Annotated in this window: 18 protein-coding genes and 1 riboswitch; of the genes, 12 read left to right on the top strand and 6 right to left on the bottom strand. The window is 36.4% G+C overall.

The window, feature by feature from the left end; translation table 11 throughout:
- Window positions 1-47: 47 nt before the first annotated feature.
- Together V7127_RS01860 and V7127_RS01855 are read right to left on the bottom strand one after the other, a co-directional pair.
- A complete protein-coding gene (locus V7127_RS01860; RefSeq protein ID WP_335483106.1) occupies window positions 48-1,145 on the bottom strand; it encodes a YheC/YheD family endospore coat-associated protein in 1,098 nt (365 codons plus the stop codon).
- A gap of 96 nt (window positions 1,146-1,241) precedes the next feature.
- On the bottom strand, window positions 1,242-2,387 hold the full coding sequence (locus V7127_RS01855) for a glycosyltransferase family 4 protein (protein WP_335483105.1): 1,146 nt from the start codon (window positions 2,385-2,387) through the stop codon (window positions 1,242-1,244).
- Between the two features lie 349 nt (window positions 2,388-2,736).
- Here V7127_RS01855 and V7127_RS01850 point away from each other — a divergent pair, with 349 nt between their 5' ends.
- The 10 genes from V7127_RS01850 (at window position 2,737) to V7127_RS01805 (ending at window position 14,079) form a co-directional block, all read left to right on the top strand.
- Window positions 2,737-3,543 (top strand): UTP--glucose-1-phosphate uridylyltransferase, encoded by an 807-nt coding sequence (locus tag V7127_RS01850; protein ID WP_335483103.1) that lies wholly within the window; start codon window positions 2,737-2,739, stop codon window positions 3,541-3,543.
- A 231-nt stretch (window positions 3,544-3,774) separates the two neighbouring features.
- Window positions 3,775-4,491, top strand: a complete 717-nt coding sequence (locus V7127_RS01845) for a glycosyltransferase (RefSeq protein ID WP_335483102.1) — start codon at window positions 3,775-3,777, stop codon at window positions 4,489-4,491.
- Between the two features lie 233 nt (window positions 4,492-4,724).
- Entirely contained in the window at window positions 4,725-5,018 is a 294-nt protein-coding gene (locus V7127_RS01840; protein WP_335483100.1) for a GT-D fold domain-containing glycosyltransferase, read from the top strand.
- A 402-nt stretch (window positions 5,019-5,420) separates the two neighbouring features.
- The gene (locus V7127_RS01835; RefSeq protein WP_438823957.1) at window positions 5,421-6,197 is read left to right on the top strand and encodes an SGNH/GDSL hydrolase family protein; all 777 of its coding nucleotides are present in this window, start codon (window positions 5,421-5,423) and stop codon (window positions 6,195-6,197) included.
- Window positions 6,198-6,209: 12 nt separating this feature from the next.
- Entirely contained in the window at window positions 6,210-7,121 is a 912-nt protein-coding gene (locus V7127_RS01830; protein ID WP_335483097.1) for an ABC transporter ATP-binding protein, read from the top strand.
- Window positions 7,114-8,094, top strand: coding sequence for an ABC transporter permease (locus tag V7127_RS01825; RefSeq protein WP_335483095.1), 981 nt, complete (start codon window positions 7,114-7,116; stop codon window positions 8,092-8,094). Before V7127_RS01830 ends, V7127_RS01825 begins: the two co-directional genes overlap by 8 nt.
- 862 nt (window positions 8,095-8,956) lie before the next feature.
- A riboswitch (purine riboswitch) is annotated at window positions 8,957-9,058 on the top strand.
- 114 nt (window positions 9,059-9,172) lie between these two features.
- The gene (locus V7127_RS01820) at window positions 9,173-10,324 is read left to right on the top strand and encodes a BMP family lipoprotein (protein WP_335346189.1); all 1,152 of its coding nucleotides are present in this window, start codon (window positions 9,173-9,175) and stop codon (window positions 10,322-10,324) included.
- A 119-nt stretch (window positions 10,325-10,443) separates the two neighbouring features.
- Window positions 10,444-11,976 (top strand): ABC transporter ATP-binding protein, encoded by a 1,533-nt coding sequence (locus V7127_RS01815; RefSeq protein WP_335483093.1) that lies wholly within the window; start codon window positions 10,444-10,446, stop codon window positions 11,974-11,976.
- Window positions 11,969-13,120 carry an ABC transporter permease gene (locus V7127_RS01810; RefSeq protein WP_335346191.1) on the top strand — a complete coding sequence of 384 codons (1,152 nt, stop codon included), beginning with the start codon at window positions 11,969-11,971 and terminating at the stop codon, window positions 13,118-13,120. Before V7127_RS01815 ends, V7127_RS01810 begins: the two co-directional genes overlap by 8 nt.
- On the top strand, window positions 13,120-14,079 hold the full coding sequence (locus tag V7127_RS01805) for an ABC transporter permease (protein WP_335483090.1): 960 nt from the start codon (window positions 13,120-13,122) through the stop codon (window positions 14,077-14,079). Before V7127_RS01810 ends, V7127_RS01805 begins: the two co-directional genes overlap by 1 nt.
- Before the next feature lie 350 nt (window positions 14,080-14,429).
- Here V7127_RS01805 and V7127_RS01800 read toward each other — a convergent pair whose 3' ends face one another.
- Together V7127_RS01800 and V7127_RS01795 are read right to left on the bottom strand one after the other, a co-directional pair.
- Complete coding sequence (locus tag V7127_RS01800) at window positions 14,430-16,202, bottom strand: PhoX family protein (protein ID WP_335483088.1); 1,773 nt, start codon at window positions 16,200-16,202, stop codon at window positions 14,430-14,432.
- A gap of 487 nt (window positions 16,203-16,689) precedes the next feature.
- On the bottom strand, window positions 16,690-17,739 hold the full coding sequence (locus V7127_RS01795; RefSeq protein ID WP_335483122.1) for a 2,3-butanediol dehydrogenase: 1,050 nt from the start codon (window positions 17,737-17,739) through the stop codon (window positions 16,690-16,692).
- A gap of 181 nt (window positions 17,740-17,920) precedes the next feature.
- On the opposite strand from V7127_RS01795, the gene V7127_RS01790 reads away from it, so the two are divergent.
- Both V7127_RS01790 and V7127_RS01785 read left to right on the top strand, forming a co-directional pair.
- Entirely contained in the window at window positions 17,921-18,502 is a 582-nt protein-coding gene (locus V7127_RS01790) for a TetR/AcrR family transcriptional regulator (RefSeq protein ID WP_335483086.1), read from the top strand.
- Between the two features lie 114 nt (window positions 18,503-18,616).
- A complete protein-coding gene (locus V7127_RS01785; protein ID WP_335483084.1) occupies window positions 18,617-19,324 on the top strand; it encodes a hypothetical protein in 708 nt (235 codons plus the stop codon).
- A gap of 947 nt (window positions 19,325-20,271) precedes the next feature.
- On the opposite strand, the gene V7127_RS01780 is transcribed toward V7127_RS01785, so the two are convergent.
- Together V7127_RS01780 and V7127_RS01775 are read right to left on the bottom strand one after the other, a co-directional pair.
- Entirely contained in the window at window positions 20,272-21,030 is a 759-nt protein-coding gene (locus tag V7127_RS01780; protein WP_335483082.1) for an ABC transporter ATP-binding protein, read from the bottom strand.
- Between the two features lie 4 nt (window positions 21,031-21,034).
- Window positions 21,035-23,341: an ABC transporter permease gene (locus V7127_RS01775; protein WP_335483081.1), complete on the bottom strand. Its 2,307-nt coding sequence runs from the start codon at window positions 23,339-23,341 to the stop codon at window positions 21,035-21,037.
- Between the last annotated feature and the right edge of the window lie 51 nt (window positions 23,342-23,392).

Below are 23,392 nucleotides of genomic sequence, written 5' to 3'. Positions count from 1 at the left end.
ACTCCTTTTCTTCATAAAAGTTTTTTTAGATGCTATGTGAACTATTTTTATACTTTTTCACTTGTCTCAATAGAATCTAAAAGGAAACGAGCGTATCTAATGGGTGTTGCATACGTTTCCTTCCATACATCATGCATACCAGCATCTTTGAAGGAATATCTTTGATCTCGACCGTTGCACTCAATAAACATCGGAAATCCTTCATTGGTAATGCCAATATCCAATCCAACATCAGCAAGGTTAACGTAATAGCTGCTTAAATCTTTCACTACTTTAAGAGATAGTTGCTCGATACTTTTAAATACTTCTTTTGCCTCAAGATAAGGAAAATTGTCTAATATTTCCGCGAAATCTTTACATTCTCCACCTTTTGCAACATTCGTGACATATCCTCCGGATTTTGCCACTTTCGCAACTATTCCAGTTACTTTCCACTGTCCACATTCGTTTCGTTGTACGGAAACCCTTAAATCAAAAGGATTTCCCTTGTAGGTAGCCAATCGGATTCTTTGTTGAATGATATATCCACGGGACAGTTTTTTTGTAATAATATCCGGTAATTCATTAGAAAATACTATTTCCTTCAATCCTTTTCCTATCTGCTGATCATATTGAACCTTCCAAGTTTGCTTTTCGCCTTTGCTAATGCTTATTATTCCACTTCCAAGCCCCCCGCTGTTGGGTTTAATGATAATTTCTTTATACTTTTCTAACATTCTGTCAAAGTTTTCTCGATTAGCAGGGACAGTTTCAGGTAGATGTGAAAACAAGTCATCATTTTTCATCAGTAATAAATAGACTTGCCATTTTCTAATCTTACTAAATTCATTAAAAATCCAGTATCCCATTTGTGTAAGGTCTTTAATTTTTTTCTTTGCAGATATGGTAGAAGTTACCGCCCTGTTATGAATAACCTTCGGAATTTGTATTTCTTTTTTAACTAAAAACCCTTTCTTATTTCTAACTTGTGCAATCGTTTTTCGGGATTCAACATTAACATCATCCAAACGAAAAAAACATATGCTCATTTCTAATGAATTGGCCGCTTCTTCATAAAAAGAAAACTTCTCATAGAGTTCTTTTCCTGCTATTAACTTATTATACATGAAATTATCTATTAGAATACCAACTCTAGGATCATCCACATGATTACCTCCCAGTTTGTAAAAAGATTAATTTTCCATGTAAGCATTCGATTTTTTAATTTCTTTCCATCTTGGTTTTAATCGGATTCCATCACTCTACAAAGTTGTCACTTTTTTAAATACTTGTAAGTATTGACCCGCTGTTCGTTCCCAAGAGAATTCTTTTGCCCTTTCAAATCCATTTTTGGATAACCTTTCACTTAATGAATTTGATTCAAGCAATGAGAGAATAGAATGAAATAGCTCCTCCTTAGGATTATCAAGGGAGATGATGATTCCAGTTTCTGCGTGCTCTACTACCTCTGGAATACCTCCATTATTTGTAGTGACTACAGGTTTCATGGAAGCCATTGCCTCTAAATTAACCAATAAAAAGGGTTCATTCCAAATAGAGGGGGTAATGACAATATCCGCAAGTTGATAAATGTAAGGCATATCGATCGGTTTCACAAAATCTGTGAACACAACATGATTATTTATTTGTTCTGCCATTGTTCTAATCTTTTTCATATATGACGTATCTTTGTTATTCCCATATTTGGGACTTCCTGCGATAAGCAACTTGAGACGAGGGATTTTTTCAATCAGTGCTGGCATTACTTCCAGAATCAAATGAACGCCTTTTTTTTCCATTACTCTTCCAGCAAACAGTAAAGTAGGATCTTCACTCGATAACCGATATTTCTCTCTCCATCGGCGAATATTTTCTAAATCCATTCTTGCTGTTTCATATGGAGTCGTGTCAATCCCTAAATGAATCCCGTACGATTTCCCTTTAAAAGCTGGATACTTTTCCGTAAAATAATTTTCCAATGCTTTACTATTAGTTATCAGGGCATCAACATTCCGGGAAACTTCAGTCATCTCCTCTTTGCGAATGTTAGGGGGCAAAGAAAAAACATCTGAATGCATATTTAATACAATTGGGATCTTTGGACATGCATGTTTTATTTGCATAACATAAGAAGGACGATTTTCGATTATAATCACACTTGGTTTTTCTTCTTGAATATTTTTGATTACTTGCTGCAAATAAACACCCGGGCTGTAAAAGTGGAACCGTTTGTAAAGGAGATTTCCCTCTAATGTAGATTCCGGAAATTGACGGCATTTTTTTGTATATACAATGACCTGATTATTCCGTTCCAGTTGTTCTGCTACCTGGTGAATGACATGTTCTACTGATGTCCCAATAACAGGAGGAACAGAATACAATCCCGGACTGATGACAGCAATCTTCATAATAACAATCCCTCCTTTTCTTAATCAGGCTTCACTTATCCAACATCTGGTCTAATCATTATTTAAGCTGCTCAGTTCTCTTAAATGTATCTAAACTTTACTCCTTAATAACAATATGCTTAATTCAAAAAATAGTACTAGGGGTTGTCCCTATTTTTATTCAAAAAAAGGTACATGCTAAGTACTTTCAATTTTGTACGTAACGAACATTCTTTTTTAGAAAGGATGGGAAGGCAGATCTTGATAAGGAGTGGAGTTTTTTACCAAAAAAGAAAGATATAAAATAAGTAACGATTACTTGTCTTTTGAATACTTTACATATAAAAGGTCAAGAAAGGTGGAACTTAATTTGGTAAGAAAGGCCATTATCCCAGCAGCAGGATACGGTACTCGGAGTCTGCCTATTACGAAAGTAATCCCAAAAGAGATGCTTCCGATTGGATTAAAACCAGCTATACATTATATCGTTGAGGAGGCAGTAAATTCAGGAATTGAGCAATTATTAATTATTACATCAAAGTCAAAAGATATGATCATAGACTATTTTGATAACTCCTTAGAATTAGAGACTATATTAATAAAAAGCAATAAGTCGCATCTCTTAAAACATTTGGAATTGCCGAAAATAGAAATTTTATATAAAAGACAGCCTGATATAAATGGACTTGGGGCTGCTATTCGATTAGGAAAGGATTTTGTTGGAGATGAACCGTTTGCTGTTCTTTTACCAGACGATTTAGTTTTTTCGGGACAAGCTCCTGCCTTAAAAGAATTAATAGATATTCATAAGGAAACAAACTGCAGTGTTTTAGGGCTAAAAAAGGTAAATCAAAATCAATTAAAAGATTACGGAGTTATACAAGGTATTGGTGACACGAAAGTGGTCGAAATTCAAAACATAGTAGAAAAACCAAAAACAAGTTTATCTTCAGACATGGCTGTGATAGGCAGATATGTTTTCACCCCGGAAATCTTCCAGTTTTTATTGAAAATAAACAAGGGGGTAAATGGCGAAATACAGCTTACAGATGCTATTAAAGAATTGTTAACTATTCAATCTGTCTATGGGACCATCATATCCGGTGACCGCTATGATATTGGAAAATTGGAAGAATATGTAGAATTAATGAATGTTGTATTTAAGGAAAATTATTAATTGTAGAATCCTTAAGCTTTTTTCAAGTTCTTCGAGTGTTACTGAAAATGTTTTTTAGTATGTTTCTGTTATTTTTAAGAATGTCCTGGGAATGGATTACGGTTATTCATTAAAGAATGCAATCATTTTGTTGAAAAACTATCTTAAACAACGAAACAAATCTTAACCAAATGAATAGTTTAAAAGGGTGGACAAGCTTTTGATTATTTTTGTCTAAAAGGGGGCGAAAGAATGAAGGAAACGAATAAAGACCATGGAATTTCAATTGTTGCTTGTACAAATAAGATAAGATATATGGACAATATTTTCTCTAATTACGAAAATCAAATATTACAGGAAAAAGAGTTAATTATTGTTCTCAACAATGATTCCCTAGATATAAATGAATGGAAGAAAAAGGCGGAAGGATATGATCATGTCCGGGTGTACCAACTTCCAGAAGAAACAACCCTGGGAAGTTGTTTGAACTTCGGCAGAAATCAAGCGAAATTAAAATATGTGGCAAAGTGGGACGATGATGATTATTATGGGAGTGCTTACCTATATGAAGCCTTAAAGTCATTTGAGCATACAAAGGCTGATATTGTTGGGAAAAGGACCGGTTTCATGTATTTCCCAAAAGCTAAGGAATTACGATTACGATTCCCGGGCCACGAATCAAAACGGGTTAGAATAGTATTCGGGGGAACCATTATTGCCAAAAAAATAGTAATGGAGGAAGTCCCTTTTTTAGATGTATCATTGGGGGAAGATGCGACTTTTCTGAAAAATGCAAGGGCTAAGGGATATCGTATCTTTTCGACCAGTCGATATAATTATACTTACTTCAGATGGGATTCCAGTGAGCATACGTGGAAGCCTACAAGCAAGTATTTAAAAAGTACTTCACGACACATTAGATTTATTGATGATTTTAGGAGTATCGTCGATAAAGAAATTCTTGAATAAGTAAGCCACTAGAGGACAGGTTCATTAAAACTTGAAAAGCAGTCAAAAGGAGTTTGTACTCTGGTATATTGTAGAAAACAAACTCCTATTTTCTTCATAAACAATTGGTTCAGTAAGTCATATACCATTACCTATTATTCTGCTTACATTTACAGAAAAATTACCTATTAATCCTTTTTCTATAATGGATTGTCTTAGATCCTTGCTAATAATGAAAGGGAGGGTGGAAGGAAATGAAGGTACCATTAGTTGCTTCAACAGAAGAAACAATAGAGAAAATTAATAAAGATAAATGTTCTGTTAGCAGATATGGAGATGGTGAATTTTTTATAATGAATGGTAAAAGTATTGGATTCCAATCTTACAGTGACCAACTAAGTAATAGATTAAAGGAAATAATAATAAGTCAACAAAAAGATCATATAGTGTGTATACCTAACGTATTTAATGAACCAAGTTGGTTTAATGAAAGAGCCAAAACTTTTTGGGCTAATTATATAAGAAACTATATATATGAAAGAACGTAAAAAATACGGTCTTAAACGCGCTGGTCGTACACCACAGTTCTCAAAGCGATAATTAACAACGTTTCAAAGGCTCTCAACTTATTTGGTTGTGGGTCTTTTTTATACTAAAAATAAGGTTTGGCCAAATTATTACTCAGTTAGATGATCTTGGGGTGAAACGTCTAATTTGTATATATCCGCTTCGACTAAAATCCAATCTAAAAAATAACAATACCATATGAGATCATTCAATAAAAAGAAAAAATTCTCGTAAAGAAGGTAAAAAAACTAAGTGACGTCGAAATATAGAGTACAGGGCAAAAGCGGCTAGTAAAAAGGGCGGCATAAGTAAAACAACATTCATTATTTATGAACGTGATTTGTGACAAATAAGAGATAGAAAAGCCAGAAAGGATGAGTTCATTGAATAAGAATATCATTCGCTCGATAACAGTTATATCAGTATTTTTTTGCCTCCTATGGCTGATTGGGCTTGGCTGGGTGGCATATGAATATTATGCAGGAAAACCAGAAAAGGGTCCCCAGTCGACTACCGTTTCTCAGAAATCAGAAATCAAAAAAGGTTTAACTATTGTAGCTTTAGGTGATTCATTAACAAGGGGATCCGGAGATGAATCTGGAAAAGGCTATGTCGGTGTTTTAATTGACGAAATCAAGGAAAAATCAAATGGACCAGTTCAGCTTACAAACCTAGGCATCAATGGTCAACGCTCGGATCAGCTTAGACAGCAGGTACAGCAAACTGAAATAAGAAGGCAAATCCAAAAAGCCGATATGGTGCTCGTGACCATTGGCGGAAATGATTTGTTCCAAGGTGGTCAAGGTTTAATGGATTTTCAGGCTGGAGACATTTCGGTCATCGAGAAAAAATATCTTGAAAACTTAAAAGTTATTTTTCAGGAGATTCGTCAGTCGAACCGTGACGCCAATGTGTTTTTTATTGGACTGTATAATCCGTTCATTGATTTAGACCAAGGTAAAGATATGTCAAAGATCGTCCGCCATTGGAATTATGAAAGTGCAGAAGTGAGTGGTGCTTTTCCAAAAATCGTGTTCGTTCCAACATTTGATTTATTTGAATTAAAGGTTAATGATTATTTGTATTCAGACAAGTTTCACCCAAATACAGAAGGGTACCGTTTAATTGCTAAACGAGTAGCCTCACTGCTCACATGGTAAGGAGTGGGATTGATGGAGAAAATTACGTTATCGGTAGATCATCTGAAAAAAGTGATTGGAAAAAGAGAAATCATCAAAGGTATAACGTTTGAGTTGAAAGAAGGGGAAGTTTTTGGGTTTTTAGGGCCAAATGGTGCTGGGAAAACAACAACCATTCGGATGCTAGTGGGGTTAATCAAACCAACATCTGGTTCGATTAAAATTTGCGGATTTAATATCGAGGACCAATTCACGGAAGCACTAAAAAATCTGGGTTGTATTGTAGAAAATCCTGAATTATATCCTTATTTATCGGGCTATGACAACTTGATTCATTTTTCCCGGATGCTTGAAGGGATCAGGGAGGAACGGATCAAAGAAGTGACTGAACTTGTGGGTTTATCTGAAAGAATTCATGATAAGGTTAAAACGTATTCTCTGGGCATGAGGCAGCGGCTCGGTATTGCACAGGCACTTTTAGGAAAACCAAAAGTGCTGATTCTCGATGAACCAACGAATGGGCTTGATCCCGCAGGAATCCGTGAAATGCGGAAATTTATCCGCTTTCTGGCTGTAGAAGAGGGGATTAGTGTTCTTGTCTCTAGCCATTTATTAAGTGAAATTCAATTATTATGTGATAGGGTGGCCATTATTTCAAAAGGAACGATCATTCGGATTGATACTGTTCATAATCTTTTATCGAATCGGGAGAGAATGGTCTGGAAATTTCATCCGCTTGAAAAAGGCAAGGAAATATTACGTGCGTTAACCACGATCGAGGAAAATGATGATGGTACCATATTGACTGAGTTTAATGAAAACAAAACATCTGAGTGGAATAAACAGCTAGTTGAAGCGGGTGTCTATATAACAGAAATGAGCAGGAAATTACCTGTCCTGGAAGATTTGTTCCTCGAACTAACAGGGGGTGACACGATTGAATAAATTGGTACAAAATGAAATGATGAAGCTGATTGCCAAAAAGCGGCTCGTCGTAATAGCGGTCATTATTGGCGTTCTTGTTGTTTTATTTACATTTGCACAATATAAACAAGCGCAAACCCAAATGGAAAAAATAGGAACAAGCGATTGGAGAACGATCTTACAACAGCAAATCATTGATACGCAGAACCGCTTAAGCAGCAGCAGAATGACACCAGAATGGAAGAAACAGCTGCAAATATCGCTTCAGCAGCAACAATATTATCTAGACAATGATATTAACCCCTCTGAGCCTGGTGCTCCAACATTTATAAGGATATTTTTAGAAAACTCAATTGATTTATTTATTCCATTAATGGTCATGGTGATTGCAAGTGACTTAGTATCCTCTGAGCACAGTATAGGCTCTATCAAGCTTTTGTTGACGAGACCGGTGAAGCGATGGAAAGTGCTCCTGAGTAAATATATCACTCTTTGTTTGGCCATTTCACTAATCATTGCGATAGCTGGAATACTTTCCTATTTGATTTCGGGGCTGATTTTTGGCTACAAAGGCTGGGGAGCACCAATCTTGACTGGCTTTAATGTGACCGAATCGGGACTAAACACTTCTGAAGTAAAGGTTCTCGATTTATGGAAGTTTTTGTTAATGGATTTTGGACTCGTGTGGTTTGTTTCCATTGTAGTTGGGACCTTATCCTTTATGCTTTCGGTATTAATTCGAAGCACCGCTGCTGGTATGGGAATCATGCTTGCCGCTCTCATTTCAGGGGCAATCTTAAGTAATATGGTCTCATCGTGGGAGTCGGCTAAATACTTTTTCATGGTGAATTTACGGTTAACCGATTATATGAAAGGAATGGCACCGCCGATAGATGGAATGAACCTATCTTTTTCAATGATGGTTCTTATAGTCTGGTGGGCATTTGCCTTATTGGTTTCCTTTTTTGTTTTTACTAAAAAAGATGTTTATTAATGGAGCTTTCGCTAAAGAAAGAAACAGGTTGAAATTTGAGATAACAGTATTTGTCTCCATTGGAAAGTGAAAAAACAATGGTGGCAGGATGGTGTAAAAAACATACTGCCACCAAATATAAAATAGGCTAGATCGAACATGGTTTATAGGTCTGAAACGTTTATTTCCAGTACAGTCAGCACCAGACAAGGCGTTCTGTGTGGCAGCCGTTATGAATCCAGCTATCATTAGTTCGAGTCCCCTCTTTAATAGAGGTGGCTTTTGATTAAAGTGTTTGTCCTCCTGTTTGTCCTCCTGACATTTTATTTTTATTAGAAAATATTAAAAGTAAACTGGGAAAAACAGCGATAAAAGGCGACTTTTTTAAAAGTATTTCTTCTTATTAAATTACGAAATGAATGGGCGGAATGATGTAATAACGCCTCACCAGAAAAAAAGAAGCTTCTCATAAGTCATTAGACTTTTGAGAGGCCTTTTTTATTGGAAAATTTCCTTTTGACATGTATGTCTCTATGTCTGTTGAATATGACTGTAAGATAAGATTACTCAGAAAGTCCCGAGCACCCGTCTTAATGGAAAATTAAAGCTTAGTTATTATGCTAATAAAGTATTTTGGGAAAATTGGGACACGTTCTATTGCCCCACTATATTAATAAGGCTGCGGAGAATAGACTCTCACGCGGCTTTTTGTTTTTTTATTATATTTCCTGATCGATTGCAACAAGGATTGTGGTTATCAATATTTTTTATTCTTAGCTAATAATTCGCACTACTCACTCAATTTCCGAACATTAATGATTTATTTTAAAAAAGTATTCGTGTTTTTATTGACGGTTGGATTTTCTGATGTTACTATGGGTTAGTATAAAATAAATGTTATTCTCGTATAATATTGGGGATGTGGCCCGAAAGTTTCTACCAAGCTACCGTGAATAGCTTGACTACGAGGTTGTGTATATAAGTATGGAAATAAACTCCATTATCTACCTTCCTAAAGTCAAGCACCGGTGTAAATCGGTGCTTTTTTATTTTTACACAAGCAGCAATTCAACATGATTAACTTAGGAGGATTATTTCAATGACAAAGAGCACAAAGAAAATTGTAATGATATTATTTATAGCTTTAATGACTGCAGTAATGGCAGCATGCGGAAATGACTCAGCTAATGACAATGAAGCTAAGTCTGGAAAAGGTGAAGAAGGGTTAAAAATTGCCATTGTAACAAGCCCATCAGGCGTTGATGATGCCAGCTTTAATGAAGATAACTATAAAGGTATTTTGAGCTTTATTGAAAAGCATCCAACAGCAACAGTAAAGGCTGTTAGAGAAGAAAGTGGCGATCCTGCAGCGTCTATACAAGCTGTTGCTGATATTGTGGCAGATTATGATGTTATTATCACACCTGGGTTTCAATTTGCTGGAGTTTCTAGTATTGCTGTAGAAAATCCTGATAAAATTTTTATTTTAAATGACTCAGAGCCTGCACCTGTAGGGGATCAAAAAGAATTCGATAATGTATATGCGATGAATTTCGCTGAACAAGAAAGTGGCTTTTTTGCAGGAATGGCTGCAGCACTTGAAACAAAATCGAATAAAGTAGCGGTTGTAAATGGGATAGCTTATCCTTCAAATGTAAATTATCAATTTGGCTTTGAATCTGGTGTAAATTATGTAAATGCAGTATATGGAAAAAATGTTGAAATGGTTGAATTATCAGGTTATGCTGGGACGGATGTAACTGGTGCCGATGTGGGTGGTAACTACGCAGGATCTTTTGCAGATGAAGCAACTGGTAAAGTTATTGGAAATGCGTTAATGAAACAAGGTGTAGATATCATTTTTGTTGCTGCAGGTGGTACTGGTAATGGGGTATTCACAGCAGTTAAGGAAGCTAAAGGCGATATTAAAGTCATTGGTGTGGATGTTGACCAATTTGATGAAGGTGTAAATGGTTCTGAAAATATCGTATTAACATCTGCGGTAAAGTTCATGGCTATGAATATTGAAAAGGTATTAAATTCTGTTGCTGACGGAAGCTTTAAAGGTGGAAATGTCGTTCTTTATGCAGATACAGATTCAACTGGTTTTATAAAAGAAGAAGGCCGTCATCAATTATCAGAGGATGCACTTAGTAAAATGAATGAAGCTTACAAGTTAGTTCAAGAAGGTAAAATTGTACCTGCATCTAATTTTAATGGCCATACTCCAGAAAAGTTTCCAGGGTTATAACATTAAATAGAAAAAAGTAATGAAATGAACCATTAGAAGTTTATCATTTCCTAATTTAAGTAAAACTAGGGAATGATGAACTTCTTTTAAATTATTTTTCCTGAAAAAGGAGACGAAAGATGTCTGATTATATTGTAGAAATGAAACATATAACCAAACGATTTCCTGGAATAGTAGCGAATGATGATGTATCCATTGGTATTAAAAAAGGAGAAATTTTTGCCTTGCTTGGAGAAAATGGTGCAGGTAAATCAACTCTGATGAGTATTTTGAGTGGAATGTATGAACCGGATGAAGGAGAAATTTATATTCGGGGAGATAAAGTACAAATTAGTTCACCGAACCATGCGGCAAAGCTGAACATTGGAATGGTCCATCAGCATTTTAAGTTAGTCCCTGATTATACGATTACAGAGAATATCATATTAGGTGTAGAGCCTATGAAAAAATTCGCAGGTCTCTTTCCATACGTAGATATTCGAAATGCCAATCGTAAAATTGAAGAACTGTCTAAAAAATTTGGTTTAGAAGTGGACCCTACGAAAAGGATAGCTGATCTTACTGTTTCGATGCAGCAACGGGTAGAAATTTTGAAGGTGCTTTATCGTGAAGCAGAAATCCTTATTTTTGATGAACCAACTGCAGTCTTAACGCCACAAGAAATTGATTACTTGCTCGGTATTATCGAAGGCTTAAGGAACGGTGGAAAAACAATCATATTAATTACACATAAGCTAGAAGAAATTAAGAAAGTGGCCGATCGATGTGCTGTATTGAACAAAGGTAAATTAATTGATGTGTTGGATGTAAAGACAACATCGGTTAATCTTATGGCTCAATTAATGGTAGGTAGAGAGGTTAGTTTTGAATCTGAAAAAGTACCAGCTCAGTTTAAAGAGGAAGTATTGAAGGTAGAACATCTAACTGTTAAAAATGAAGATGGATTTGAAGTAGTGAAAGATGTATCCTTTACCATCCGCAGCGGCGAAATATTTGCAATTGCTGGAGTCGCAGATAATGGTCAAGTTGAAATAGCGGATGCCATTGCTGGATTAACAAAGGTTAGCGGTGGGAAAATACTCCTCGAGGGTAAGGACATTACGAGTGAAAGTATAAGAAACAGAACAGAAACGGGAATATCTTATATACCTGAAGATAGACAAAGCTTTGGACTATTTTTGGATTTTGATTTATCAACTAATTTAGCATTAAAGCAGTACTATAGGGAGCCCTTTTCTAGTAAGGGAATCTTAAATAAAGAGGAATTTGAGCAATTTGGCAGTCATTTGATTGATAAATATGATATTAGAAGTGGACAAGGTATTAAGACGCAAGTTCGTTCGATGAGTGGCGGTAATCAGCAAAAAGCCATTATTGCTCGCGAAATCGAGTTACAATCGCCGCTTATGATTTTCGTTCAGCCAACACGGGGAGTAGATATTGGGGCGATTGAAAATATTCATAAAATGATGATTCAAGAACGAGATAAAGGAAAAGCGATCTTACTTATTTCATTAGAATTAGATGAAATTATGAATGTAGCGGATACCATTGGAGTTATATATAATGGCCAACTTCAAAAAATTGCTAGCAGTGAATCCTTAACAACGAATGAAGTCGGCGAATATATGATGGGGGCAAAGCATGAGTAAAGATAAAAGGAAAAAAAACTTAAGTGATAGTCTTATTCGACCAATAAGAAATGAGAAATGGCAGCCTATCACCATTCCATTAATATCCATAATCATAAGTTTTATTGCTGCGGCTGTCGTTATCCTATTAATTGGGAAAAATCCCTTACAGGCATTTTATAACTTATTCCAAGGGGCAGGAATCTTGCCTAAGCCTTCTTATGCTGGCTATAAGAGCATGCTGACTGACTTTTTGATTTTGCTAAATGCCATGACCCCACTTGTGTTTGCAAGCTTGGCAGTTGCTGTTGCTTTTAAAGCGGGTCTATTTAATATTGGGGTTTCCGGTCAAATGCTCGTCTCTGGTTTTATAGCGACGATTATAGTTGGTTATAGTGGTTTAGATGCCATAATCGCAAAGCCGCTTGTTTTGATAATCGGATTTGTCGCTGGAGGATTAATAGGAGGATTAGTAGGGTGGTTAAAATATAAATTTAACATTAATGAAGTCGTATCTACGATTATGTTAAATTATACTGCCCAATATGTCATCAGCTTTTTTATTCAGATGTACTATATAGATCCTGTTTCAAGACAATCTAAATATATTTCAGAAGCAGCAAGATTAACTTTAGTAAATGTCGAAATAGCCAACTTGAAAATGGATATTCCATTGGGCTTTATATTAGCCATCATTACCGCTATTTTAGTAAAGTTTGTCATGGACAAAACAGTAGTAGGTTTTGAACTTAAAGCGGTAGGTTCCAATCGTAATGCAGCAAAATATTCAGGAATTAATGTTGGAAGAAATACAGTCTTAGCCATGGTTATATCAGGAGGCTTGGCTGGTCTTGCAGGTGTCACTTATTATTTAGGTTATTTTTCTTCCATACAGCCAAAAGTATTATCAAGTATCGGTTTTGATTCCATTGCTGTATCACTATTAGGAAACTCCCATCCAATTGGTGTTATTTTTTCATCATTTTTAGTATCTATTATCGATCAAGGAAGCACGTATATGAGTTCACAGTCTGGAATTAGACAAGAAATTTCTTCTGTTATCATTGGGTTAATCCTATTGATTAGTGCATGTGGTGAATACATGAAATATAAAGTCAGACGCCTGAAGGAAAAAGAAGTGGATCGAAAGGAGCGTGAATCATAATGGATACAATAATTATTGATGGATTATCCTTTGCTCTGCCTCTTTTTATTTTGGCAATAGGCGGAATATATAGTGAAAAGAGCGGTATTATCAATTTAGCCCTTGAAGGCTTTCAAGGTTTTGGGGCATTCATCGGAGCGCTGTCAGCTGTTTTAATCGCTAATGCTTCTGGCAAAGATATTCAAGATCTATTCTATGTGGCGTTGCTTTTTGCGATGATTGGCGGGATGACTTTTTCCATTATTCATGCTGTGCTATGTATTAAGTTTAAAGCCAATCAAGTGATCAGTGGTGTCGTGATAAATATTTTAGCGTTAGCATTAACGACTTTCTTAACGACACAAATAAATGCACTTGTATTTGGAGCGGCTTCGGACAAGTTTCGATTAGGTGTATCGGAGCGGTTTACGATTGAAGGTTTAGCCAATATCCCAGTGATTGGTGCGGTCTTTACGAATGTGTATCCGTTCGAAGTGATTATCGTAGTGATTGCTATTTTTGCTTGGTATCTTTTATATAAAACTAAATTTGGCATGCGCCTAAGAGCGAGCGGGGAAAATCCTCAATCAGTTGATGCAGCAGGTGTAAATGTATCGAAAATTAGGTTTTCTGCGGTTCTAATATCGGGTCTATTATCAGGTCTAGGCGGCATTTGTTTTGCCTATTCCATTTCAGCTAACTTTTCTTCAAATATTTATATGGGATATGGATTCTTAGCCATTGCTGCATTAATTTTTGGTAATTGGAGGATTCTCCCTACTTTAGCTGCTTGTCTATTATTTGGTTTTGCAAAATCTGGTGGAGCATATATTGCTCAGTCAATGGCATTACCAAGTAGTTTCACCGATTTATTCATGATTTTACCGTATGTATTAACGTTATTGTTATTAATCTTTTTCTCTAAATCAAATCGTGCTCCGAGAGCATTAGGTGAAATTTATGATAAAGGAAAGAGATAGATAAATTTTCTAAGCATTTCAGAGAAGGTCTTTCATAAGTTTACTGAACTGGTGGGAGGCCTTTTTCTTATATATTGGCAGTCAAATGTGCATAAATGTTCATTGTTTTGTTGTACTAATGTCCGTATGCCCTGCATGTTGAATCTCTTTGGTATGAACAGATCTGTTGTAAAACAAGGATCGTTTTCTCTTCATGGGGTGACCGATTGGAAGATCGTACCTCAATCTTAGTCTTTTCTATTGGTTGAAATTTGCTTATTCAGTTTTATTAACTCATGGATGTTATTAAAAAATGGAAACCTATCTATAAAAGTTAGATAGGTTTCCATAAAAATGATATTAATAGAAAGTTAATTATTATCTTTTATATCTTTTCCATTATTACCTAGAGCGGGCAGGCCAGAAATATAACCTACATTACCTGGATTTTGAGAACCAGCCATTAAATAAGTAAAACCATCTAAGTTATCAATTGCTTGGATTCCTGTTACTTCTCCGCCATCTGGAGCGGAAAGAATACGTGACAATTTCTTAGTATCAACATCATATGCCCAGCCAAAGTTGTTGACATGATTGCCGCTATCTTCAGCAATAAATAAAGTTCTCATTTTTTCAGAGTATACAATGTTATCAGGGTTAGCAATTTTATCAACGTTTGCTTTGTTGCCATCCGCATCTTTTACAAAAAGGTCTTCTCCCATTATCAGACCAGCCATTTCATTTGCTACATATTTACTGTTAATTTTATTCCCATCTCGGTCTTTTTGATTTTCAGCTAAATTCATTTCATAGATTCCACCAGCGTTGATTTTAGGGACTTGAATATCATCAGTAGGATCATTAGGGTTAGCTAACATTCCGCCGCTAATTGTAGACATGGTCATATATATTTTATTATCTGCCTTATTCATTTCGACTGTTTCCATTTTGTTGAATTCAGCGGTTGCTCCTTGGATGGCCCCATAACGGCGGGATTCTAGGAAGGCTGCTGCTTTTTCCATTCCAGGTTTAACCTTTATCCACTCATCTCTGCCACCTGCTTTTGTTCTTGTGAATCCATTTGCTTTTGCGTATTCCGCATCTGTAGTCGTCTCAAACATATCGCTGAATTTAGTGCTTTGTGCTAATTCTTTAATTTCTTGATCAGTGGCATGTCCTAATTTAATCCATTCTAACTTCGCAGATCCACCATTTTCTTCACCTGTTTGAATCCATTTTGCCGCATATAAAGTTCCTGCCGATAAATCTTTAGCTTTATCAGCAATATACATAAATGCCATCGTATAGCTGCCATCATCTCCAAAATAAACAGTGCGATTATCTGGTGCTACTTTTACATTTTCAATGGAAAGACGCCCCATGCTATAGTGTTTTACAGCAGTAGTTTTTCCTTTATTATCAATTGAGACTTCCGGAACATAGCCATAAAGATAAGGATTACCGATGGCTGTTGGATCTTGATAGTAATTACGTGCAAACTGAGTAACGGAAGACTTTTCAGGGTTTGCCTCATGAGCTCTAGCGTCAGGCTCATATTCTTCACTTCCTAAATGTGTATTCCAAGGAGATAAAGAACCCGCACATGGAGTCCAAATTCCACCATCAGCTGAAAAATCAATTGGAATCATATCTGTTACCGTTAATTCCCCAGTTTCTTTATTTTGTTCGATTGTATTTAACATCATTGTTTCCGGCATGTTTCCCACATGATTCGAAGGTAAACTTTCATAATGATTCACCATATATAATTTTCCATTTACTTCTAAAAGAGTATTGCTATCTGGAGATGAAGAAATATAAGGTGTACCATCAGATTTTGTAATCATATTTCCATTTGCATCATATGTTGCACCTGCGATTTTTCCGTTAATTTCATCGCCAGGTGTAAACAAGGATTTATACTCTAGCGGTAGGGTTTCTTGAGTACCATTTTTGTATGTAACCTTAACAGATGCTTCACTGTACATTTTGGAACGTTCTTCATTCGTGTCAGGTGCAGCCATTCCAATAAACTCTACTTTTTCCACTGGAATGTTTTTATTAGAATCTGCTAATACATTCGCAGCTGTAGGAAATAAAACTGCTAAACTTAATAATGGAGCGACATATTTTGCTTTTTTCATTTTCAATCCTCCGATTTTTGTTTAATCTCTTAATTTCTCTTAAAGTATAAGTAGGGTGTGTAAATTGAAGGTTATGAAAATGTAAATGTTCTAGAAAACTAAAAAAAATGAGTAATTGGCTCTAAATATTGTATGAATAATTGGTATGTTTTTAATGGTTTATATAAGAAGCAAAGTGAAATTAGGACTAATGCAATAGGGGATGGCAAGACTTTTGAAAAAACACAATGAATTTTATGTTAATTTATTGTAAAGTGAAACGGATATGAGTTCTTAAAAGAGAGCAAACCGCGTATCTTTGTACTATCCGACATCGGAGTGCTTATATCGTTACCCGATACGGACAAGTTTCCTAGACGATAAAACTAAAGACCTTGTGAATTTTGACAGAAATGGATCGCATGATCATTAAAGAAAATCGTAAAATTCATTCTATTAAAAAGGCTGCGGAGAATATTTTCTCACGCAGCTTTTGATATTGCTTTTATTATTTTTCCCCACCGATTTCAACAAGGATTTTGGCTTGTGACAGGTCACTAGACAAAGTATGGAATCCTTCTTCAACGATATCATCCAGCTTAATTTTCTTCGTCATGATTGGCTCAACATTGTTATGGTCATCACTTAAAATTTCAATTGATTTTTTAAATGTTTCATGTTCATAGCCAAGGGAAGACGATAATTTTACCCCGGATGTCATTAATGTGATGGGGTTAAATTCAAAATCACGCGCATGGATGGCTACAACAACAACATTTCCTTTAGGTTTTGTAGATCTGATTGCTGAATCAAATGTCGGTTTCACACCTGCAACCTCAAGTGATGCATCTACACCATTTGGATATCTTTCTTTAATAAAGGCAACAGCATCATTTTCTTTCGTATTTAATACTTCAGTCGCTCCAACCTCTTTTGCCTTTGCTAAACGCTCATCAGACAAATCAAATGCTAAAATATCCTTGGCACCAGCTGCTTTGGCTGCAACGATTGTGAATAGACCGATTGGACCAGCACCAAATACAGCTACTGAGTCCCCTTCCTTAACTTCTGCTTCCTTCACCGCTTGAGCAGCTACAGAAAGTGGTTCTACTAATGCAGCTTTTTCCAGGGATATGCTATCTGGAACTGGAACTACATTATCTTCATTTGCTACAAAATATTCAGCAAAGGAACCATCTGTATGAAGTCCCGCAGAATAAAACTGATAGTATCTATCTATTTCCGGTGAATGGTTGCCTGAAGTAACGACAGGATTCACAACAACTCGATCACCTTTTTTGAACTTTTCTACGTTTTTACCTACTTCTTCAACAACACCTGAAAATTCATGCCCTAATACGAGTGGTGCCTTTTCTCCTGTTAGAGGATTTGGCTTGTCAACCTGAACAAGTATAGGTCCAATTTCATATTCATGTAAATCTGTTCCACAAATACCAGACCAGCTGACTTTGATTTTAACATCATTGTCTTTAACTGGCTTGACATCTCTTTCCTCTACACGAACATCTTTATTTCCATACCAAACGGCTGCTTTCATTTTTTCTGCCATTTCAAACCCCTCCTAGTATCAGTAAGCCTTTTCACAAAATCATAAAAAGGCTTGTCTCTCATATTTACTGTATCATTTAGAGGAGAAAAGCCGATAAACACAAATCATTTTAATGATGTTTAAACAACAGTTATAATAGAATTGTTGATTATTTGTAAGGAGGATGTTCATGAAGCAGGATAGAAGAGTGCAGCGAACAAGGACAGCCTTGCAAAATGCTTACCTCCAACTGATGAAAAATTATGAAGAACATGAAATTACCGTATCAATGATTACAGATGAGGCTGACATTAATCGGGCGACATTTTATACACATTTTTCAAATAAGGAGGATTTTCTAGAGGAAATGCTTTTCGAGCTCTTAGCTGGCTTTGAAAATGCTATTTTGCGTGCTTTTCATCATCAAAATAAAATAAACATCGACAGGCTAACGCCGACAACTGAAGTGATTTTTCAATATTTTGAAGATCATAAGCAAGCATTCTACGCTTTATCCATGAGTCACAGGGACTTTGAGAAGCGGCTAGAAAAATTATTCCATCAAATATTTACAGAAAAAATCTATATAGAAACGAAATCACCGCAAGACAATCTAAATTATGATATTTTTATCCATTATCAAACAAAGGCAACACTTAGCCTATTTCACTATTGGATAAAATCAAATTTCAGCTACAGCAAGGAATACATGATGGACCAGCTAACACTGCTTTCTAATACACAAATAACAAGCTTAGAATTAAGAAGATGAGTTAGGATTCTTTAAAAAGGGTGTAGATCAGCTCTTTTTGCTTCGTATCGCTGGGCGATATAACTTGCAAATAAATCTAAAAACCTTCATATTTAATAGGAAAGGAGGTCCGATATGCGACGTGATATACAACCGAATGAACGAGCTTTCTCATCCAAGGAAGTGGCAGAAGAAGTTGGGATAGCAACACCCACTGTTCGAAAGTATGGCCAAATCTTAGAGCGGAATGGATATGAGTTTTTGAAAGATGGAGATCGACGTATCTTTGTTCAATCTGACATCGAAGTGCTTATAGCGTTACGCGATACGGACAAGCCGCTAGACGATACAGCTAAATACCTTGTGAATCAACAAAAAGAAAGATTAGAAGGATCGCATGAAACAGAGATTGCGATAACCGATACATATGAAAATTCACCTCATGACCCCAATCAATTAAAAGAGGTCTTAACGTTTTTAGTCAATGAACTCGCAGCTACACGTGAAATGAATGTTCAACTGACGAACGATATGTCAGAGCTTAAAACAAAGGTTTCCCGACTGCAGCAAGATCATCATGTTATTAGTTCTAGCATTGGAAATTCAGCGCAAAAAACTAATGCTAAAATTGAAAAATTAACTGAACAACAAAAAATCCTTTACGAAACAATGCTGCAACAAGAAAAACAAAAATCTGAACTCTTACAAAAAGAAATACAAAATATGCGGGACGAACAGAAAAAAGAATGGAATTCACAAAATGATTTTAATAAACGTTTAGAAGAAGCGATACAAAAACCTAAAGAAAAATGGGGAGGGCTTTTCTCCATATTCCGAAAATAAGGTGCCTGTTTAAGGTTTTTAAGCGTAAATGTGAAAATGAAGTGGGAATGAAACACCCATAGTCCCAAAAGTAGTTGCCACATTTTAGAGCGAAATGGATATGAGTTCTAAAAAGAGAGCAATCCGCGTTTCTTTGTTCAATCCGACATCGGAGTACTTATAGCGTTACCCGATATGGACAAGTCCCTAGACGATACAGCTAAAGTCCTTATGAATCAACAAAAAGAATGATTAGAATGAACCAATGAACTCTCAGCCACTTGTGAAGTTTCTCGACTCCAACAGTTCATCATGTCCTTATAGTGTTCCTCAAGAAATGAGCTGGTCAGCTCTTTTTTTGATTCGTATCGCTGGGCGATATACTCTTTCAATAAATTCCCCAGAACCTTCATCTTGAAGAAAAGGAAGTCTGATATGTGACATAATATACATCGAATGAACGAGCATTCTCTTCCAAGGAAGTGTGATTGCAACACCCACTATTCAAAAGTATGGCCACATTTTAGAGTGGAATGGATATAAATTCTTAAAAGAGAGCAAACCGCGTATCCTTGTTCAATCAGAAAACGGATCGCTTATATCGTTACCCGATACGAACAAACGGGGCAGGTTAATCAAATAACGATTCCAGTTGCCTAAATAACATCTGAATTTAAAATATAGTAGATTGTAAAACATAAGTGTTAGAGGGAATTGTCTTGGATAATAAAAAATAATGCTTTAAAGTCTTTTTTTTTAATTTTTGTACACTCCTAGGTTGGTTATAGCTTGTAAGCCTTCGTTAACTCATTCTTACATTTTAAAACATTTACCGTTTGTTTCTCTCTGAGTTTTTTAGTAATTTAATGATTCATGTACTTGCTTCATACACAAATATTGATTCCGTGCTAGCGAAATGCAAAAAGACGTTTGTGGTTCAGTGAAGACCACAAACATCTTTTAAAAGCTTATATTCCTATTTCCAACATTTTCGCTGTTACCTTCTCGACCCTGCCATCTATATCCAAACCATCAAATTTTGGCAGTTTCATTTCGCTTACGATATTTCCGTCACGCATAAACATAATACGTTCCGTCCTTGCTGCAACCTTTGCATCATGGGTCACAAGCATAACTGAAGTACCATCTGAGTTAATCTCGGATAAAATATCCATAATCTCCTGAGCAGACTTCGAGTTGAGCGCCCCTGTAGGCTCATCTCCAAAGATGATTTTCGGATTGTTCATAAGTGCTCGACATATTCCCGCACGCTGAAGCTGTCCTCCCGAAACCTGGGTAATATCACGCTTTTCAAGCTCTGAAATACCTACTCTTTCCATAAGGTTTCTTGCCTTTTTCAAAATTTTTACGGTGTTCTTTCTATTGCCCTTTATTGACGGAAGGATGATATTGTCAAGAATGTTTAGGTTTTTTAGCATAGTCGGCTGCTGAAAAATAAATCCCATTTCTGTTCGGCGTATATCTGAAAGCTGCTTCTCCCCGATTGCCGATAAATCTTTGTTGTCAAAAACAACTTTTCCGCTATTAATACCATCCATCCCACTTAGTGCAAACATTAGTGTCGATTTTCCAGAGCCAGAAGGTCCCATAACCGAAACGAACTCGCCCTCCTTTATTTCTACAGACACTCCATCGAGAACATTTCGTTGCTCATCTCCCACTCCGAAGGATTTAACTATGTAATCACCAATAATAATCTTATTCATATCCTCACTCCTTTATATTTTCGGATATTTTTATTTGCCCTGCACGTGTTGTGCCAATCACTGTTGCAATAAGCACCACGCATATCATCATCAATGGACTTATCAGATACGCAGATAGCGGATTGACTGCAAAGTTAAACGTTGATGCTCCAAACGAGGAGATTACTGCACCCGCAAGCATTTCTCCGACTGTATTTGCCAGAAGTGTGCCAAGAACAATTCCGACAATCAAAACGAAAACCGAACGGGAAACATATTGCACCTTAATATCAGAGTTTGTAAAACCGAACGCCTTCATAACGGCAATGGAATATCTATCCTTGGCAACAAGCATTTTCATGAACAACAATGTAACCAGTACCGCTATGACCAGTGCAACCGCAATTGCTGCGTAGGAAGCCGTTTTGACGGAACTTATTGTCGAGCCGAGGGTCTGCAAAACAAATTCATCGATATCTGAAGTCTTTGCAAAATCAAATTCTTCCGAGTATCCTACAACCTTACTGTCAACGAGGGATTTATCTGAAAGTTCAACACAGACAATGGTCCACATGACATTCGCCGAATTGTCGGTGAATATTGCCTTTGCGGTTTTGCCACCATTGGTAACATCGGAATAAATTCCACTTACCGTGAAATCTCGCTCCTTTCCTTCCATTACCAGCGTAATGACATCACCGACCTTTTTGCTCATCTCATCAGCATTTATAGTCGATAGTGAGATTTCGTTTTCTGTAGTAGGCGCTCTGCCCTCAGAATACTCTATAGGAAATGCCGAATGGTCACCGAGTTCAACTTTTATGTTTTCCTCTGACCCATTACTCGTTTTTACTTTAAAAATCTTTGTTGTCAGAACAGCATATTTTGAAACGTCCCTGTCGTTTTCAATCGTCTTTACAATTTCACCGGTTTTATCAAGGTTATTGGTCTGAATGCGCAGATCGTAGTTCCCAATCCCCATATATTGAATGAAGCTTTTTGAGGAAATCGTGTTGTATAGGTTCTGTGGAACAATAATAATAAAGGCTGAAATCACCAGTACCACAAGCATTGTGGCGTAAAGTCTTTTTCTTGCGAGAACATCCTTAATTCCTAGAAAAATATTCGTGCTAAACAGTCTGTTTCTAATTAAGGTAAAACGCTTAACACCAGCTTTCTTTTCCTGTGAAGTACCAAAACGTATAGCCTCCGCAGCGGAAATTTTTCGAAAGCGTTTCAAAACTAAGTTTACATAAGTAACAATTGCAAGAAATACAAGTAATATGCCAATGATTCCTAAAACTAAGGCAAAAGAAGAATTTTCGCTTTCGCCCATATAAAGCCGTATATTTTCAAGAAGCATACCTTGGAGCATAAGCGAAAGAATAAACCCAAGAATACTACCTGCCGCTGCAATAGCTGCATATTTCGCAAGATAAATCTTCTTTATGTCGGAAAGACGAAGCCCTATTGCTTTCATAACACCAATTTCACGGTAGTCATCTTCAATTTTCGCAAGGAGGGTAAAGCGTATGCTCATAAATGCAATTGCAACGACAAGTGCGCTTACAAGAAAAATAACTGCAATCATCATCCCGTCTGAAATGGCGTTCATCGTTTTGAAAAGCATAAAGGTAACCGTTGGTCCGTTGGCTTCAAGACCTGCGGAAGCGTAAGCTGTTTCAAATTCGCCGACGCTTGAGTAATCCTTTAATCTAAACTCAATCAAATACTCAATACTTCCAAGGTCTTTTATTTCTGCGAAATCCTTGCTGCTTACAAGAAATCGCTTCGATGCGGAGAGTGATGAATTCATGGTCGAATCACGGAGAAATCCCGCAACAGTAAATTCCTTCCCGCTTATTACGGCCTTGTCACCGACCTTTGTAGTATTGTCCTTCATATAAGCCACTGGAACATAAATCTCGCCGTCAGATACGTTGATGATGTTGCCATTAAGATCAAGAAGATAATCGAATTTTTGATTCTGTATGCTGAAGCCGTTATCCTGAACACTATTCGTAAGCGAATTATCGCCTAAAATAATCTGAGAGCCGTCAATGCCTAGAAACTCAACTACCTGATATTCTTCGATGGTGTTATTTTGCTCAGCAAAGGATGTAAGCCGATCGAAATCGATTTCACCCGAATGCATCTGCATAAAATGTGGCGTTTCAGCCTTTTTCATAAGTGTATCCAGCGCTCCCGTCAGATTGATAACGAGAATCGCTGCGAGTGAAACAAGCATAGCTGCTGCAGCGACAAATATCATGGTAGTCAGTGTTATTGCTTTGCTCTTTAACATGTCGTTGCGAATTATTCTGTTATACATAAGTCACCTCTGTTTTATGCTTTTTGCCTATTATCAATAATGAATTCTGAG

Source organism: Bacillus sp. JJ1773 (assembly GCF_036962035.1).
Classification (GTDB): Bacteria; Bacillota; Bacilli; order Bacillales; family Cytobacillaceae; genus Cytobacillus.
Note: the sequence above shows the minus strand (reverse complement) of the source record. Positions and strands in the feature narration are given on the sequence as shown.

What these genes read in the sequence shown, in the direction of transcription:
- V7127_RS01800 (WP_335483088.1), bottom strand. Translation starts at nt 16,202, where the DNA reads ATGAAAAAAGCAAAATATGTCGCTCCATTATTAAGTTTAGCAGTTTTA.
- V7127_RS01830 (WP_335483097.1), top strand. Translation starts at nt 6,210, where the DNA reads ATGGAGAAAATTACGTTATCGGTAGATCATCTGAAAAAAGTGATTGGA.
- V7127_RS01855 (WP_335483105.1), bottom strand. Translation starts at nt 2,387, where the DNA reads ATGAAGATTGCTGTCATCAGTCCGGGATTGTATTCTGTTCCTCCTGTT.
- V7127_RS01775 (WP_335483081.1), bottom strand. Translation starts at nt 23,341, where the DNA reads ATGTATAACAGAATAATTCGCAACGACATGTTAAAGAGCAAAGCAATA.
- V7127_RS01845 (WP_335483102.1), top strand. Translation starts at nt 3,775, where the DNA reads ATGAAGGAAACGAATAAAGACCATGGAATTTCAATTGTTGCTTGTACA.
- V7127_RS01840 (WP_335483100.1), top strand. Translation starts at nt 4,725, where the DNA reads ATGAAGGTACCATTAGTTGCTTCAACAGAAGAAACAATAGAGAAAATT.
- V7127_RS01780 (WP_335483082.1), bottom strand. Translation starts at nt 21,030, where the DNA reads ATGAATAAGATTATTATTGGTGATTACATAGTTAAATCCTTCGGAGTG.
- V7127_RS01795 (WP_335483122.1), bottom strand. Translation starts at nt 17,739, where the DNA reads ATGAAAGCAGCCGTTTGGTATGGAAATAAAGATGTTCGTGTAGAGGAA.
- V7127_RS01810 (WP_335346191.1), top strand. Translation starts at nt 11,969, where the DNA reads ATGAGTAAAGATAAAAGGAAAAAAAACTTAAGTGATAGTCTTATTCGA.
- V7127_RS01785 (WP_335483084.1), top strand. Translation starts at nt 18,617, where the DNA reads ATGCGACGTGATATACAACCGAATGAACGAGCTTTCTCATCCAAGGAA.
- V7127_RS01790 (WP_335483086.1), top strand. Translation starts at nt 17,921, where the DNA reads ATGAAGCAGGATAGAAGAGTGCAGCGAACAAGGACAGCCTTGCAAAAT.
- V7127_RS01815 (WP_335483093.1), top strand. Translation starts at nt 10,444, where the DNA reads ATGTCTGATTATATTGTAGAAATGAAACATATAACCAAACGATTTCCT.
- V7127_RS01805 (WP_335483090.1), top strand. Translation starts at nt 13,120, where the DNA reads ATGGATACAATAATTATTGATGGATTATCCTTTGCTCTGCCTCTTTTT.
- V7127_RS01820 (WP_335346189.1), top strand. Translation starts at nt 9,173, where the DNA reads ATGACAAAGAGCACAAAGAAAATTGTAATGATATTATTTATAGCTTTA.